This is a genomic window from Hydrogenophaga sp. (assembly GCF_030373245.1).
GTDB lineage: Bacteria > Pseudomonadota > Gammaproteobacteria > Burkholderiales > Burkholderiaceae_C > Hydrogenophaga.
On record NZ_JAUCZF010000001.1, the window covers coordinates 623,037 to 639,450 of the forward strand.

Sequence of the window (16,414 nt, forward strand, 5' to 3'; positions counted from 1 at the left end):
GTGATGGATGAAACGGGTGAGGTCGATTCGGCGCCTAGCGCGGAGACTGGACCTCGGCGGGTACCAGGTCGCGCTCCGGGACAAACTGGTTTACCAGCACGCCCGGAAGCAGGGTGAGCACCCGTGGAACGGCCGGACCCGCGAGGCCATCGGGGTCGATCTGCAGGCTGAGCCCAGCTGCGCTGTTCACCAGGCGCACAAAGCCATCGGACACTGGCCGATCGGTGGTCACGCCCAGGCCTAGCAGCAACCCACCCAGGGCGATACGGTCGGTGCCGGGTACGAAGTCGGTGATGCGATCTTGCGCATCGCGCAGACTGTTGTAGACGAAGGTATCTGCACCCACTCCACCAGTCAGCACATCGGCGCCAGGCCCGCCTGTGATGCGGTCATCGCCCGGCGTGCCGATCAAGGTCTCGCGCAGGGCAGTCCCGTTGACGGTCTTGACCAACGAAAGGCCGATCAACACCGGATCATGGTCCGAAGATCGGTATGGATCTGCCGAGAAGTAGTCAGGGCCACAGGTGGCACAGGCTGGCTGCCGGAACTCCGTGTTGTAGTCGATGATGGAGGGCTCATCGGCGTTGATCGCCCAGGGCGCCGCTCCCGTGACGGCCGCGCTTGTTTCAGCCGTCGTGAGGCCGTGGTCCAGGTAGCCGGCTTCGCCGTCGAACACGTATGAGTACGCTTGGCTGTCGAAGCGCGCCAGCTGGTCGACCAGACCCGCGCTTGTCAGGCGAAGAATCGGATCTTCTTTGCCATAAGCGTTGAGGTCGCCCACCACGACCACGTCGGGGTCAGTGCTTCGAAGCTGGTTGATGAAGCCGATCAGCGCGTCGGCCTGCGCGACACGAGTCGGGTTCCAGCAGCCCTGTCCATCTCCCTGGTCAGCATCGGGATCGCCCGCGGCCGGACAACTGCCTTTGGACTTGAAGTGGTTGACCACGACGGAGAAGCGCTCGCCATTGGGCGCAGCAAAGGTTTGCGCCAGCGGCGGCCGGTTGTGAACCGGGCTGGTGTCGCTCAAAGATCCGCCCACCAGGGACAGGCGCGCCGGCTGGTACACCATGGCAACCCGGATCGCATCGGTGCCCGTTCCTTGGACCGGCATTGGCACAGCGGCCCAGCGACCCGCTCCGGCGGCGGCGTTGAGGCGGTTCACCAGGTCCTGTACCGCGCCGTTGCCGTTGTTTTCGATCTCCATCAAACCCACCACATCGGCACCCAGACCCAGGATCGCTGGCACGATTTTCTGGTGCTGGCGGGTTAATTCGTCCTCGCTGTCGGCGCCCCGGCAATCGCTTCGGGTGCCACTGGGCAAGCAACCGGGCGAGCCTGCAGCGTCCAGCGTGGTGAAGTAGTTGAGTACGTTGAAACTGCCTACCTTCACATTGCCGCCGACCGATGGTGGTGTCGCGGGTCTCGGGTTTTCGCGGACGAAGCTCACCGCCCCTGTGGGATGAATCTTGTAGTCGCTCAGACCACCCGTGAGGTTGGTCGCCAGCCCGTAGTCGATCACTCCCACCACACCATTGGGCAACAGGTCACCCGCTCGCAAGGTGTCGTCAGCGCCGAGGTAAGGGGTGGGATTCGGGTTCTGCAGGCTGCTGCCATCGTCAAGCAGGATGCTGCGGCGTGCGTTTTCTTCGGCCAACGCGAGTGCCTGCAGCGAGTTGGCCGGAAACAGGTTGGTGGGCTTGAACAAGCGACCCTCAGCCGAAAGCGTGACCTGCCCGTAGCGTCCCAGGAAGAAGTTTTGCGACGCGGTCAACGGCACCTGAATGTCGACCAGCATGCCTTCGAAGCGCTCCAGGTCTCCCTCCGTTGCCTCGGGCAGGAACACCGGTGTGGGCGCGACCGACTGACCGGTTGCCAACAAGGTCAAGACCGGTGAGACCAGCTGGGTCGTGGGCCGGTAGCCGAGCGCGCTGCCTGTCGGCGCAAACTCCGCGACCGTGCCGGCTACCCGCAGCAGGTTGCCTTCAATGACCGACGCCCCAGGCGCAGCGCCTGTGAAGACGAAAATGCCGTCCGATGTGGCCAGGTCACCGTCACCAACCGGGTCCTGAACAAAAAATCCGTTGTTCAGCACCTTGGTCACCACACCGCGTGTCGTCACCAGCTGTCCCACCAGCGGGCTGGTGTCTCCAGCTCCCTGAATCTGCGGAATGGCCGTGGCCTCGGTCACTGCCACCGTGATGTTGCAGACCGCGGTCTGCAACTCGTTGTTCGAAAAACTCAGTTGCAGGGGGTAGTTGCCTGCGACAACATCCGGCGCCACCAGCAAGTTGGCGGTGGCGGCATCGCCGTCCGTCAAAGCGGAAGTGAACGCACCAAGTTCGATGCCTGCGAAAGCCGGCCCCACCAACGTGGCGGCATTGACAACGCTGTCGACGTCCCTGGCAGAAACCGCGACGCTGGCGCCCAGCCCGGCATCCACCGACACCGTGGCGGGACACTGGGTGGCGATCGGCTGATTCACGCCGCCGCCCGTCGGCGTTCCAGTGACCGAAATGTCGTCTATCCCCACCCACTCGTCATTGCCGCCCGCGTTGGTGGTGATGATGCGAACCTGCACCTCGGCCTGGTTGTCCGCTTCTGCGGGAAGGGTCACCGACACCGGAAAGCTGGCAACCGCCAGGCTGGGTCCGGTGGTGGCATCGGCCACGAAACCGGCAGGCAGGTTGATGAAATTACCGCTGCCGCCCACTCTGTACTGGATGGCCACAGGCTGGATCGCGTTGTCGGCGGAGCCATCGAGGTCGCGCAGCAGGTACGACACGCGGACGGCTTGCTGGCCCCGGGTATCCAGGTGAAGCACCAGGGAAGGTGCGTCCGCCGTACCAGAACCGGCAAGGGCGACAGTGGGGTTGGGCAACACGAAAGCCGTCACACCGCCAGTCGAAAAGCTGTCTGGGCTGGTGGATACGTTGGCGTTGAGGTCAACGACCGCTGTTCCCGTGATCAACACGGTCTGCGGATCAACCCCGGTTGCTGATGTCAGGCCATCACCGCGGTAGCCCACCACACCGGGCACACCGTCCCAGTTGTCGTTCGCGACGACAAGGGAAAGACCGCTCCAGTCTTGGCTAAACGGCAGCGGTTGTGCAACGTTGTCGGCATGCGCTGGGAGGCTGAAGCTCAGAAGGGTGAACAGGCTCGCGCTGCAGAGCCCCGTTCGACGGAAACCGCGCATCCAAGGTGACATGTGCATGGCAAGACCTGACAAAGTCGCTGGGTGCGTGGAATACGTCACCTCTTGGCTCGATGATGCTCAGGCTGGGTAACGCCACGCGGTGCCAGTTCCCTCAATTTACTGGTCCGAACGGTTCATCTATTTCCCGTTCACGCAAGCATTGGGCCGCCGGAAAAGCAGCGGCGGTGACGCTCAGGGCTGGGCGCCGGCAGACACCGCCTGGCTCAGCACCTGAGCATTGGAGGCGCCGTCAATGCGACCGCCTTTGGCGTTGAACACAGTGGGCGTGCCCTTGATGCGGTAGTGATCGGCCAGCGCCGCATTGCGATCAAGTGCCGAAAAATCGCAGGCGACGGCAGCCTGGGCGGGAGGGATGCCCTCCATTACCTCACGCCAGGCCCGGGCGCGATCGCTCGAGCACCAAATCGCCTCATTGAAACTGCGAGACTGAGGGCCAAGAAAGGAAACAGGAAACGTGTGCACCACCAAATCCTCCATGGTCAGAAGGGTCTGATGCAGGCGTTTGCAGAATCCACATTGCGGGTCCTCAAAGGTTACGAGCAACCGCCCGGGAAGCTCGCGCCCGTACACCGTTTTGATGGCGTCACCCAGGTTCAGCTTGCCAACGTCCATCACCGGCGTGATCGACCTTTCGTATGCGGACTTGCGCTGTGCAGTGAGCGATGTCCTGGCGGCCACATCGACCAGATGGCCCTGAAAGAGATGGCGACCGGAGGCGTCGATGTACAGCACTTCCCCGCGCACGATCAACTCGTACCAGCCCGGCATGGGCGCAGGCGCAAAAGCGTCAACCGGCGCACCCACCAGATTGGAAGCGATCGCCTTCAACACATCTAGGTCTACCGCCTTTTCGGTGGCCTCCGCCTCAGCCCAAGCGGGGTCGACGAACCAAGTCGCCATTGAGGCAGTCAGTGCGCTGCGCAAGGCCGAACGGCGACCGAAGGCTGGGTTGGATTTCATGAAGGATTCCTGTAAAAAATGCAAAGAGGACTTGACCGCCTTGGGTCATTCGGACAGGCAAGCTGGTGAATTCGGGTGTCTGTATGGCGCCGGACTTAGGCCCTTCCATACACATCATCGAAACGGACAATGTCGTCCTCACCCAGATAGCCGCCCGATTGCACCTCGATCATTTCGAGCGCAACCTTGCCCGGGTTCTCGAGCCGATGCGACTTTCCCAGAGGTATGTAGGTAGATTCGTTTTCGGTGAGCAGAAATGTCTTGTCGTCGCAGGTGACCTGCGCAGTTCCCTTGACCACGATCCAGTGTTCAGCCCGGTGGTGGTGCATCTGCAGAGACAGTGCGGCGCCTGGCAGCACGAGAATTCGCTTGACTTGGAAGCGTTCACCCGAGTCCACGCTGTCGAACCAGCCCCAGGGCCGGTGAACCTTCTGGTGGACCTGCCACTCGCTTCGGCCGTGCTCTCGAAGATGCTCCACCACGGCTTTCACCTGCTGGGCTTTTTCGCGCGGCATCACCAGCACTGCGTCTGGCGTTTCAACAATGACCAGACCGTCAATGCCGCAGCAGGCAACCAACCGGTGCTGGGAGACGACGAGCGAGTCGCGTGAGTCGATCAACAGCACATCCCCCTGCTGGGCGTTGGCTCGTGCGTCTTTGGGGAGATGGTCCCACACCGCTGACCAGGATCCAACGTCCGACCACCCTGCATCCAAGGCCACCACGGCTCCTGCGGGCAGTCCAGCGGCGGCTTGGCCCTGTGCAGGGGCCAGGTGTTCCATCACAGCGTAGTCGACGGATTCGCTGGGTGTGCGTGCGAACGCGCTGGCCGAAACACGCACAAAGTCCATGTCCTCCGAGCGGCCCACCCAGGCTGATGCAACTGCGGAAGAAATATCTGGCCTACACCGTTGTAGCGCGGCCAGCCACACCGAAGCTCGTAACACGAAAACCCCGGAGTTCCAAAGATAGTCACCTGAATCCAGAAAGGCTTGTGCCAGCTCCGGCAGGGGTTTTTCGCAAAAGCGCTGGATGGTCCAGGCCTCCTTGGTCATGCGGTCAGCGATCAGTGACCCCCGCTGGATATAGCCAAAGCCGGTCTCGGGCGCGCTGGGAGGAACGCCCAGTGCGACCACGGCCCCGCCCCGTGCCAGCGAGATGGCGCGCTGGAGGGCTAAATCCAAGTGATCAGGTGCACTCAGCACATGGTCCGAGGGCATCACGACAAGCACCGCATCTTCCCCGCCCTCCAGCGCCTGCAGGGCTGCCAAGGAAAGAGCGGGGGCGGTGTTGCGCCCCACAGGCTCGAGAATGATTCGTGCCTGATGCCCGATAGCTTCCAGTTGGTGAGCGATCACAAACCGATAGGCTTCTTGACAGACAACGAGGGTCTGCGCCAATGCGAGCGACGGGCATTGCACGATGCGCGTGAGGGTTCCTTGCAGGAGGGAGTCGCCCCCATCCAAGCTCAGCAATTGCTTGGGATGGGCGTCGCGAGAAATCGGCCACAGCCTGCTTCCGGACCCACCACAAAGCACCACTGAGAAGACTCGGTCAATCGACATACTCACTCGCTCGGTTAAAGCTGGCGAGCCTATGCAGCGCACGTGAAAACGGAATGACAGGTGGTTGCCATCACCCGAACGGCTCATGCTCACCGGGGTGGCACGCCAATGTCACAAACAATCGCTAGATTGAAATCTTCGACCTGAAGGCTACGCCACCTGCAGGCTCCGCTCGGTACTCAAGAACCCAGATGTACATCGATCAATCGTCATTGCAGGGACGCCTCTCGGAGAAGCCAGCCGAGGTCACGTCAAGCCGCAGCAGCGCTTTGTACGGACTGGAGCTTCTTCTCAGCCCAGCCATTGCAGTCTCTTCACTTTGGGCTCTGGCTTGGTGGCTCGATGGCGGCCTTTACCCAGAGTATCTCGTGCTTGCAGTGCTGGTCTTCTCTATGACCTTTCCAGGCGAATCCAGGTTGGCCTTGTCGTGGAAACTGCTGCTGTTTGAGGTCCTGCGAACGTGGTCGATCACGTTTGGCCTCTTGGTCGGTGCGGGGATGGCAACGGGCTATGTCCGAATGTTTCCCAACGACCTCATCTTTGTCTGGGTATCCCTGGTTCCCGCTGCAGACTTCCTCGCTTGGCTGATGCTGAAGCGGGCCGCACCGGTACTGGTAAAGCTTCAGGGCCCCCCAACCCGAGCCATCGTCATCGGCATGAACGAGCAAGGCTTGCTGCTCGCTGGCAACCTGAGGCGATCGCCTTACATGAATATCGAGGTCATTGGTTTTGCGGATGATCGGCCCCGCGAGCGTCTGCCCGAAAGCGAGGGCTTCTCGCTGCTGGGAGATTTCAATGCACTCCCAGATTTGGTGAAGACCTATCAGGCCAGCCTGATCTACATCTCGCTGCCCATGGTGACTCAGCCCAGGATTCTGAATATTCTTGATGGACTCAAGGATACGACCGCTTCGATCTACTTCGTTCCAGACCTGTTCGTCACCGACCTGATCCAAAGCAAACCAGCCGTCCTGTGCGGCGTTCCCGTGATCTCAGTCTGCGACACGCCTTTTCGCGGATTGAACGGGATGGTCAAACGAGGCAGCGATATTGCCCTTAGTGCTCTGATCTTGTTGGGCCTTTTACCGCTGCTGGTGGTGATTGGACTGGCCATCCGCATGACCTCGCCAGGACCTGCGATCTTCAAGCAACGTCGCTATGGACAGGATGGACAAGAAATCGTCGTCTACAAGTTCCGTTCGATGACGGTGGCAGAAGATGGGTTGAAGGTCCACCAAGTACAACGCAACGACAAGCGGGTGACTCGCATCGGCGCACTTCTTCGCAAGACCTCGCTGGACGAACTCCCCCAGTTCTTCAACGTCCTCCAGGGACGCATGAGCATCGTAGGCCCGCGACCTCACGCAGTGGCGCACAACGAACTTTACCGAAAGCTGATCAAGGGTTACATGGTGCGCCACAAGGTCAGGCCAGGCATCACAGGCTGGGCACAGGTGAATGGCTATCGGGGCGAAACCGATACCCTCGACAAAATGCAAGGCCGAATCGACTTCGATCTGGACTACCTTCGCAACTGGTCGCTCAAGCTCGACCTTCTCATCATCCTCAAGACGATTCGACTGGTGTTCAAAGACCAGGCTGCGTTCTGACCGTGATCGGCTTGCGCTTGATTCACAGGCTGGCCACAGCGTCGGTGGTGTTGATGCTCTTGTGTGGCCCGGTCCGTGCTCAGGAACTTGGTCTGCGCATCTCGGCAAGCCACTCGATCCAGCACGACAGCAATCTGTTTCGCCTCAGTCCCGACAGTGATCCCTTCACCGTTCTCGGACGCTCCTCGACAAGTGAGAGGCTCGATATCAGCGCTCTGCGCGTGCAGTACAAGTCGCAGTTCAGCCTGCAGGCGGTCGATCTCGACTTGACGCTTGTGGAGTACGACTACCAGCTCTACGACCGGCTCGATCTGCTGGCTCGAAACTACGATATTCGGTGGAACTGGGCTTTCACGCCTCGCCTGCGCGGAACTATCCGCGCAGAGCGCGACTCGTCTGTTGGAAGCTTCGATGATGCGCAGGCTATTGCCTCCAGCAATCAACGCCTTCGACGCAGTGAGATGGTCGACGCATCCTATGAGCTGGATGGTGCTTGGCGTCTCCTGCTGGCAGCACAACGCACCCAAAATCGCTTTGATCAACCCCAGCTGGGTGAGGACGGCACCTCGGTACGCTCTGCAGAGGCGGGCATACGCTTCGATGCATCCTCGGGAAGCGTTGCTTCGCTGCGCTTGCGCAAGGGTAGTGGTCGAACACTGGCGACCCAAACCCTGGCAGTCAGCGATACGGACGACTTCGAAGAGTCCGAATGGCTGATGAATCTTCGATGGCAGACTTCGGGCAAGACCGTTGCTACCGCGTCCTTGGTTCACGTCTCGCGCGACCACACTCAAGCTCCTACCAGGGACTTTTCGGGAACTAGCGCGAGTATCTCGACCTCCTGGGAGCCGTCTGCAAAGTCACTTTGGACCTTGCGCTGGTCAAGCGAGCTCTCCGCCTACAGCACGATCGGTTCAAACACTGCTCGCACCAACCGCTTCGCTCTTACCTACGCTTGGTCCATTGGTCCCAGGACCCGGTTGCGGTTGGGCCTGACCGAATCAAGGCTTCGCCTGAGCAATCCCCCACTGGGTGAGGCATTGAACCCCCTGCGAAACACCACTCGGGAACGTTCGTTGGGTTTGCAATGGGAGCCCACCCGAAACGTGGCCGTGGAGGCAGCCTTGGTCAACTCCCGACGCCTCAGCAATCTAGCTGACCAACGATTTTCCAACCTGCAGGCAAGTGCCTCGGTAACTCTTTTGTACTGAAGCTCCACTGCAGGTCAACTCCAATCATGGTGATGGGTGGTGTTTTGGCCGCGTGCGGTGCCTAGTGGGGCATCCACCCTCTTCAGAGCACACGATCCAATGAAAGACTGAGGTCTCGCGCCACAGCGTCCCGCGAACAAGACGATACCGCTGCCACACCGCGCCGGCATCCACTACCCGAGCCTCAGTAAGCTCCAGATTGCGTCGCAACCCGCGGCCCGCGAAAAGGCGGCTGCCGTGACCGAAGATTTCGTGGATGACCAGAAGCTCCCGTTCATTCACCAGGCGGTTTGGGTCTGGAAGCCCTGGGTTCAGGGCTCGTGGTGCACGGCTTGCTTTAGCGTCACGCCAGCCAATGCAGCAAGGCATTCCTGAGAACCAGCGCCAGGTCCCACGCCACATATCCGAAGGCTGCGGCGTACAGCAAACCCAGCGCACCAACCAGCAGCGACAGGCCCAGCATCAGGCCATCGGCCAGCAACCGTCCCAAACCCAGGGCAACAAGACTGAGGGCTGGCAACACATTGCCCAGCGGCAAGGGGAGGAAAATCACCATTGCCTGCAATGCGATCCAGGAAGCCCACCAGCCCCGCGTCCAGCTGGCCAGAAAACCCGCCGCCCGTGGGCGCATCCAGCGACCGCCCATCCGATACGCGCCCCCCAAGATACCCAGCAGGCGCAGGCTCCAGCGCTGGTTCAGTTGCAGGTCGGCCACGCGGGCAGGCAGATTGTGCGAGCGGCCATGCCCCCACTGCCAGGCCAGCCACCAAAGCGCCACACCCACCACGTTGCCCACCCCGCCGACGGGCATGACGCAGAAGATTGCATAGAGCATGAGCAAAGTGGCCGTAGACGCCTCACCATGCAGTTGCAATACCTTCGCCAGCGTCAGTCCCGGAGCACCGGCTGGCTGCGCCTTCAGGGCGTCGCCCGCATGCCGGAACTTCCGAGCCAGCCGCAGGGCGGCGTAGCGGGAGCCGTTCGGGTCTGGCCCGCTCATCACACGCTTCGCGTCTGCCAGAGCGCCTGACCAGCGCGCACCGTCTGCCCGGTGCCCAGGCCCGTTGCCAGATCAAATCCGGCCGGTACCAGCATGATGATGGTTGAACCGTGTTCGAACCAGCCCAGCTCATCGCCCCGCTGCACGCTAACCTGGCAGGGTATGACATTCGGCCCCCGGTAACGCAGATGCAGCAGCACATTGATGAAGTGCAGTCGGATACTGGCCACCAGAATGGCCGCCACCGGCACCAGGGCCATGGGCGCGCCGCCTGGGCCGAGCCGGGTTTCGATCACCGCGCGCTCGTTCTTGCAAAACAGACGCTCCACCCGTTTCAGTGCGACCGGATTGACGTTCCAGGTGTCGCCGCTGATGTAGGTCACGCGGTCCACCGTCAGGTCGGCCGGCGCATGAAAGCGGTGGTACATGGCCGACGTGAGGCGCAGCGTCACGTAACAGCCGTTGGCATAGCGTTCTGCGAGTTCTTCCGAGCCCAGCAGATCGTCCAGGGTGTAAGGGAAGCCTTTGGCCTGCCAGACCCGCGTGCCCTCGATGCGTCCGTGATCACCCACGATCCCGTCGCTAGGACTGCACAGCACCGGCTCGCGCGTATCAAACGGACGTGCACCCGGTTTGAGCCGTCGGGTGAAGCAGGCGTGCAGGCTGCCAAAACGCGTGTGCTCGGCTTCGCTCAGATCCAGCGGCGTGAACCAGCGCCAGACGGCGATCGACAGCCTCGCCAGAAGCGGGCTCTGCAACTGGCTGAACCAGCCCACCAACCGCGTCAGCGCGATGCGTGGCACGCGGTTGGTCAGCAGGAAGTTCAGGTCCTCATGCATGAGCAAGCGCTGCTTGAGGGACGGCCGGTCGGTGTAAGCAGCAGATACGGGCGGGTCGTTTTTCATCGGCTTGTCAAAGGAAGTGAATACAAGTTTCACACCGCAACTTGAAAGCCCGATGACATGAGCGCCGAACTGGTCTTGAATGCCGCCTGGCCCATGGCGGTGGCCGCCGCCCTGCCCTACGGCCTGTACAAGGGCTGGCGCCGCCTGCAGCTCTCGCGGGCCAAGCACCCGTCGCTGGCAGGCCATTCGCTGTGGGCCAAACGCATTGGTCGTCTGATTCCGGGCTACAGCTACGACGAAACCCGATTTTTCGCCGCCGACGGCGCGCCTCCCGACATCGTGGCCCTTCGCCGTGCGGGTTTCGAGCGCCTTTCCAAGGAACTGCGGGAGCGTTCGCCCCAGACCCTGGAGCTGACGACCCGCACCCGCGAGGGCCTGTCGGACCTGCAGTTCATCGCCCGCTACCGCGTGCCCTTCCAGTTCAGCGACTACGCGCGGGCCCATCTGCCCATGGGCGCATTCTGGTCGGAAGCCCAGGGCGTGCACCTGACCGATCTGGACGGTAACACCTACATGGACCTGACCGGCTCCTACGGCGTCAACGTGTTTGGCGTGGACTTCTACAAAGCCTGCATGTCGGAAGGCGCTAGGCTGGGCAGCGCGCTCGGGCCCGTTTTGGGCGGCTACCACTCCAGCGTGGCGCGAAACGTCGAGCGGCTGCGCGCGATATCGGGTCTTGATGAGGTGAGCTTCCACATGTCGGGCACCGAAGCGGTGATGCAGGCCGTTCGCCTGGCCCGTTACCACACCCGCAAACGCCACCTGGTGCGCTTCACAGGCTCTTACCACGGCTGGTGGGAAGACGTGCAGCCCGGCCCGGGCAACCCGCTGCCGCCGCGCGAGACTTACACCCTGAAGGACATGGACGCGGACACGCTGCGCGTACTGCGCACGCGCAACAACATCGCCTGCGTGCTGGTCAATCCGCTGCAGGCCCTGCACCCCAACCGCAACGCGCCGGGCGACTCGACCCTGATCGATGGCGTGCGCCAGGCCAGTTTCGACAAGGCCGCCTACACCGCCTGGCTCCAGGAGCTGCGGCGAGTCTGTACCGAACGCGGCATCGTGCTGATCTTCGATGAGGTGTTCGTGGGCTTTCGCCTGGCACCCGGCGGCGCGCAGCAGTACTTTGGCGTCAAGGCCGACATGGTCACCTATGGCAAAACCCTGGGTGGCGGACTGCCGGTGGGTGTGGTCTGCGGCCAGAAGGCGCTGATGCAACGCTTCCGCCCAGAACGCCCGGCCGACATCTGCTTTGCACGCGGCACCTTCAATGCCCACCCCTATGTGATGGGTGCGATGGATGCCTTCCTGAGCCGGCTGGAAACACCTGATGTCAAGGCCATCTACAACGGCCTGGACGAACGCTGGCAAGCCCGAGCCAGCGCTTTCAACCAGGCCTTGGAGCAAGCCGACCTGCCGCTGCGCGTGGCCGCGCTCTCCAGCATCTGGACCGTGAACTACCACAAGCCCTCGCGCTACCACTGGCTGCTGCAGTTCTACCTGCGCGAGGCCGGACTGGCACTCAGCTGGGTGGGCACGGGCCGCTTCGTCTTCAGCCTGAACTACACGGACGCCGACATGGCCGAGGTGACACGACGCGTGCTGGCCGCCTGCGAACGCATCCGCGCCGACGGCTGGTGGTGGCAGGCGCCGGGCGTCACGGCCAAGACGCACAAACGCCAGGTGCTCAAGGAGCTGTTGCTGCAGCGCCTGACAGGCCAGGCGGTCTGAGCACCACACCCCGGTAAGCGCCCGCTACCCGGCGGAGGTTGAGCACTGTCCGGCGCTCAGTCAGCACCAAAAAGATCTCGAGTGTAGACCTTGTTCAGCACGTCGGCCAGCGCCGGCGTCTTCCTGTTGGCAATGATGAGACAGGCCTCGCGCTTGAAAGCCTCCAGATCGTTGACCACCCGGGAGTTGAAGTAGCTGGGGTCGGACAACACGGGTTCATGCACGATGACTTCGAGGCCTTTGGCCTTGAGCCGTTTCATGATGCCCTGCACGCTGGATTCCCGGAAGTTGTCTGAACCGGCCTTCATGATCAGCCTGTAGATGCCAACCACCCGGGGGTTGCGACGGATGATGTCTTCAGCGATGAAGTCTTTGCGTGTCGTGTTGGCTTCGACAATTGCATGGATGAGGTTCTGCGGTACATCGCGGTAATTCGCCAGCAACTGTTTGGTGTCCTTGGGCAGACAGTAACCGCCGTAGCCGAAGCTGGGGTTGTTGTAGTGCTGACCAATGCGAGGATCCAGACAGACACCGTGGATGATCTGCAGCGTGTCCAGCTCGTGGATTGCGGCGTAGGTGTCGAGCTCGTTGAAATAGGCCACCCGCATGGCCAGGTAGGTATTGGCAAAGAGCTTGATGGCCTCGGCCTCGGTGCTGTCGGTCAACAGGACCGGCGTGTCCTGCCTGATGGCACCTTGCTGCAGCAGACCGGCGAAACGATTCGCACGATCGGACTTCTCGCCAACCACGATGCGGCTGGGGTACAGGTTGTCGTGGAGCGCTTTGCCTTCGCGCAGGAACTCCGGGCTGAAGATCAGGTTGTCGGTGCCGAGCTCCTGCCTGAGCCTGGCGGTGTAGCCCACCGGGACGGTGGACTTGATGACCATCACCGCCTGGGGATTGATGGAGACCACGTCCATCACTACCGATCGGACCGACTCGGTGTTGAAGAGCTGGGTCTCGGGGTCGTAGTCGGTCGGAGTGGCGATGATCACGAAGTCGGCACCGGCGTACGCCTCGGCCTTGTCCATCGTGGCGCGCAGGCGCAGCGGCTTGTGCGCCAGGAAGTCCTCGATCTCCCTGTCCTCGATCGGCGAGAGCCTGCGGTTGATCAACGCCACCTTGCCAGGGTCGATGTCGAGTGCGACCACTTCGTTGTGCTGCGCGAGCAACACGGCGTTGGCCAGACCGACGTAGCCGGTGCCAGCAACAGCGATTTTCATGGCTGCCTGTGCGCCCGCCCGTGTCCGGGGTCCATCATCTCTCCGCGCATCAGTGCCGCTGGCGCCTTGTGGTACAGGATGATGTCGTGAAATGGATCAGTGACGATCTTGGTCGCCCACACGATACCCGTGTACAGGTCTTTGATGACCCACAGCTGAAGCACACGGAACACCAGCCCACCGACCCCGACATAAAGCCACATCCAACCCACGTTGCGAACAAAGCCCCAGGCAGTCTGGTGAGGCTCGATCAGACCGAACATGCCCGGTTCCCACACCAGCAGCAGCGGTGACGCCGCCCAGATGGCCATCAGAACCACTTTTCGGCGCAGGTTGTAGCCGATCTTGATTTCCTCCTTGTGTTCGTGGGTCGCCTGGTTCAGGTGGTCGTAGCCCTTGGGCTCAAAAAAGAAGTGCCCGGACTGGCGGCTGACCATGGAGATCAGCCAGGCCACCAGCGCGGCCAGCGCTGGATCGACGAACAGCAGGACGTAGGCCACCACGAAACTGGTGGCGCTGATGAGGTGCAGCGTCTGGTTTATGGTGCTGTGGTGGTAGTAGCGGTGGTCGTCCCAGCGCTGCTCTCGCAATGCGGATACAAATGTGTTCATCTTGGCGGTGTCCAGATCAGAGAGGTGGTGGATCGAGCATGACCGACCCATGGCGCACGCGGCGGCTGAACGCATCGTGTGCGCACCGCGTGAAAACTCCATGACAAGGTGCACGCTGACGCGCAGCGTTCATGAAACCTTCATGCGACTGTTATGACGGTGGCTCAACATCACCGCCATGAACACCGACGCCCCAACGCCCCTGCTCAGCGACGATCTGCTTGTGGAGCACCTCTCCGCCCGCCACCCGCCGCTGCGCCTTGCCGTGGTCACCGAGACCTACCCACCCGAGATCAACGGCGTGGCCCGAACCCTCGCGCGCCTTGTGCACAGCCTGCAGGATTTGGGGCACGACGTGCAACTGATCCGTCCCCGCCAGCCGCCTGATGGGCGGCACATCACTCAACAGGAGCCGCTTGAACAGATACTGGTGCGCGGCCTGCCTATTCCCCGGTATCCGCATCTGCGTATGGGGCTGCCGGCCAAGAACGCGCTGGTCAAGCACTGGTCGCTGCAACGGCCCGATGTGGTCCATATCGCCACGCAAGGTCCACTGGGCTGGTCGGCCCTTCAGGCTGCGCGCAAACTGCGCCTACCCATTAGCACCGACTTCCGCACCAACTTCGACGCCTACAGCAAACACTACGGCATAGCCTGGCTGCAGCGCCCGATTGCCGCCTACTTGCGCAAGTTCCACAACCTGGCCGACTGCACGACCGTGCCCACCGAAGCATTGCGCGCAGCACTGGTGGCCAACAGGTTCGAACGGCTGAAGGTGATCGCACGCGGCGTGGATGTGGCATCGTTCAACCCATCGTTCCGCGACGCAGCCCTGCGGGCTTCTTGGGGTGCCGGCGAGCAGGACTGCGTGGCGCTGTACGTGGGCCGGCTGGCAGCCGAGAAAAATCTGGGACTTCTGGCCAGGGCCTTTCAGTCAATGAAAGCCGCCAATCCGCGCGTCCGGCTGGTGGTGGTCGGTGACGGCCCTGCACGGGAAGAACTGCAGGCCAACTGTTTCGATGCCAAGCTGTGCGGCAGCCAGAGTGGACAGGCGCTGGCCCGGCACTACGCCAGTGCCGACTGTTTTGTGTTCCCCAGCCTGACCGAAACCTACGGTAACGTGACGCCCGAAGCGCTGGCCAGCGGTCTGGCCGTGCTGGCGTTTGACCACGCTGCGGCCAGCGACCTGATCTGCTCGGGCCGCAACGGCCTGCTGGCACCGGTTGGCGACGAGGCCAGCTTTCTACGTATGGCCGTGCACCTGGCCACCGATCCGACCCTGATACAACAAGTACGCCAACAGGCTGTCACCGCGGTAGCCGAACGCAGCTGGTCACAGATCGCATCCCAGGTCGAGACCATGTGGATCGATCTGCTCAAGTCCCGACTGGGATCGCACCCCGAAAAGTACGCGAGAACGCCGGTTTCATTCGCGTGAACCCCGGCCGGCACAGTCCGGAAAATCGGCGCTGGCAGCCGCCTGGCCTCTGGGGTTGTCAATCTGATTGACAACTTGACCCGGAGCACCTACGACGCGCCAAGGCGCCCGGCATCGACGACCAACTGAGGAACGGACTCGGACTGTCCGAGTTCACGGGCCACAGCCCGTCGAACCAGCACCGACACGCTCTCCCGGCGGGTCTTATCGCAGCTCACCAGCGCGACCTTGAGGCCGCGCATGTCAACCGTGATGAAGTCAGGGTGGCGGGTGTTCATGGGTCCCCCAAAGGTCAAACGTGAGCGAAGGGAGTCGTTTGAGAAATCGGCGGCGGGCCGCCTATCTCTGCACTCATCCATGCAGACAGTCTGTCCCTGGATTGAGCACTCCGACGTGCTGGATTCGGGCGTAAATCCAGTGCGGAACTCGGGCGCTGAGGCGCCTAAGATCGCCTCAATCCCTCGATACGATCGACTCAGCAGCACGAAGACTGAACAAGCTGAACCACCAGCGAACCGCCAGTGCACAAACTGTACAGGGAGTGAATCGCCACTGCATAGGCACCCAGGCGCCGTTCGAGGTATGGCTGGCGATCCCTCCAAACACACCCACACCCCGACTGGACCAGCCGGCGCTGCGTGTGGAGCGCAGGTCGGGACCGGCTCTTACCGAAGGCATCGAACCGATTGAAATCGACGGGTTGCAAGTTCCGGTGTTCAACGCATCCAAGACCGTGGCCGACTGCTTCAAGTTTTGCAACAAGATCGGCCTGGACGTGGCGCTTGAGGCGCTGCGCGAAGGCTGGGCTCAGCGCAAACTGACCATGGATGCGCTCTGGCACTATGCCGCAGTCAACCGCGTGGTCAACGTGATGTGGCCCTACCTGGAAAGTGTCACGTCCTGAGGTGCAATCTGGCCGCTGTCATCGCGCGGCTGCGCG

Annotated in this window: 12 protein-coding genes and 1 pseudogene; 5 read left to right on the plus strand and 8 right to left on the minus strand. The window is 62.0% G+C overall.

The features are described from left to right. Positions 1-34: 34 nt before the first annotated feature. From QUV25_RS03020 to QUV25_RS03030, 3 genes are all read right to left on the minus strand, one after another. Complete coding sequence (locus tag QUV25_RS03020) at positions 35-3,214, minus strand: ExeM/NucH family extracellular endonuclease (protein WP_300861197.1); 3,180 nt, start codon at positions 3,212-3,214, stop codon at positions 35-37. Between the two features lie 174 nt (positions 3,215-3,388). Then, positions 3,389-4,177 (minus strand): DsbC family protein, encoded by a 789-nt coding sequence (locus QUV25_RS03025; protein WP_366945625.1) that lies wholly within the window; start codon positions 4,175-4,177, stop codon positions 3,389-3,391. Between the two features lie 95 nt (positions 4,178-4,272). Further along, on the minus strand, positions 4,273-5,829 hold the full coding sequence (locus QUV25_RS03030) for a mannose-1-phosphate guanylyltransferase/mannose-6-phosphate isomerase (protein WP_366945626.1): 1,557 nt from the start codon (positions 5,827-5,829) through the stop codon (positions 4,273-4,275). 104 nt (positions 5,830-5,933) lie between these two features. Here QUV25_RS03030 and QUV25_RS03035 point away from each other — a divergent pair, with 104 nt between their 5' ends. Both QUV25_RS03035 and epsL read left to right on the plus strand, forming a co-directional pair. Beyond that, complete coding sequence (locus QUV25_RS03035; protein WP_300861199.1) at positions 5,934-7,352, plus strand: undecaprenyl-phosphate glucose phosphotransferase; 1,419 nt, start codon at positions 5,934-5,936, stop codon at positions 7,350-7,352. Positions 7,353-7,354: 2 nt separating this feature from the next. Then, entirely contained in the window at positions 7,355-8,563 is a 1,209-nt protein-coding gene (epsL, locus tag QUV25_RS03040) for an XrtB/PEP-CTERM-associated polysaccharide biosynthesis outer membrane protein EpsL (RefSeq protein ID WP_300861201.1), read from the plus strand. A 343-nt stretch (positions 8,564-8,906) separates the two neighbouring features. Here the strand turns inward: epsL and QUV25_RS03045 are convergent, their stop codons facing one another. Both QUV25_RS03045 and asd read right to left on the minus strand, forming a co-directional pair. Continuing rightward, positions 8,907-9,563 (minus strand): exopolysaccharide biosynthesis protein, encoded by a 657-nt coding sequence (locus QUV25_RS03045; RefSeq protein ID WP_300861202.1) that lies wholly within the window; start codon positions 9,561-9,563, stop codon positions 8,907-8,909. Beyond that, a complete protein-coding gene (asd, locus tag QUV25_RS03050; RefSeq protein ID WP_300861203.1) occupies positions 9,563-10,468 on the minus strand; it encodes an archaetidylserine decarboxylase in 906 nt (301 codons plus the stop codon). Before asd ends, QUV25_RS03045 begins: the two co-directional genes overlap by 1 nt. Before the next feature lie 57 nt (positions 10,469-10,525). Between asd and QUV25_RS03055 the strand changes: the two genes are divergently transcribed. Further along, positions 10,526-12,202 carry an aminotransferase class III-fold pyridoxal phosphate-dependent enzyme gene (locus tag QUV25_RS03055; RefSeq protein ID WP_300861205.1) on the plus strand — a complete coding sequence of 559 codons (1,677 nt, stop codon included), beginning with the start codon at positions 10,526-10,528 and terminating at the stop codon, positions 12,200-12,202. 56 nt (positions 12,203-12,258) lie between these two features. On the opposite strand, the gene QUV25_RS03060 is transcribed toward QUV25_RS03055, so the two are convergent. After that, positions 12,259-13,425, minus strand: coding sequence for a nucleotide sugar dehydrogenase (locus QUV25_RS03060; RefSeq protein ID WP_300861207.1), 1,167 nt, complete (start codon positions 13,423-13,425; stop codon positions 12,259-12,261). Then, on the minus strand, positions 13,422-14,036 hold the full coding sequence (locus tag QUV25_RS03065; protein ID WP_300861209.1) for a hypothetical protein: 615 nt from the start codon (positions 14,034-14,036) through the stop codon (positions 13,422-13,424). The genes QUV25_RS03060 and QUV25_RS03065 overlap by 4 nt, the downstream gene beginning before the upstream one ends. Positions 14,037-14,214: 178 nt before the next feature. Here QUV25_RS03065 and QUV25_RS03070 point away from each other — a divergent pair, with 178 nt between their 5' ends. After that, positions 14,215-15,474 (plus strand): glycosyltransferase family 1 protein, encoded by a 1,260-nt coding sequence (locus tag QUV25_RS03070; RefSeq protein WP_300861211.1) that lies wholly within the window; start codon positions 14,215-14,217, stop codon positions 15,472-15,474. Positions 15,475-15,563: 89 nt separating this feature from the next. Here QUV25_RS03070 and QUV25_RS03075 read toward each other — a convergent pair whose 3' ends face one another. Continuing rightward, positions 15,564-15,752: a hypothetical protein gene (locus tag QUV25_RS03075; protein ID WP_300861212.1), complete on the minus strand. Its 189-nt coding sequence runs from the start codon at positions 15,750-15,752 to the stop codon at positions 15,564-15,566. 272 nt (positions 15,753-16,024) lie between these two features. On the opposite strand from QUV25_RS03075, the pseudogene QUV25_RS03080 reads away from it, so the two are divergent. Then, positions 16,025-16,378: pseudogene (locus QUV25_RS03080) on the plus strand (transcriptional regulator); the annotation flags it as partial. Positions 16,379-16,414: the final 36 nt, after the last annotated feature.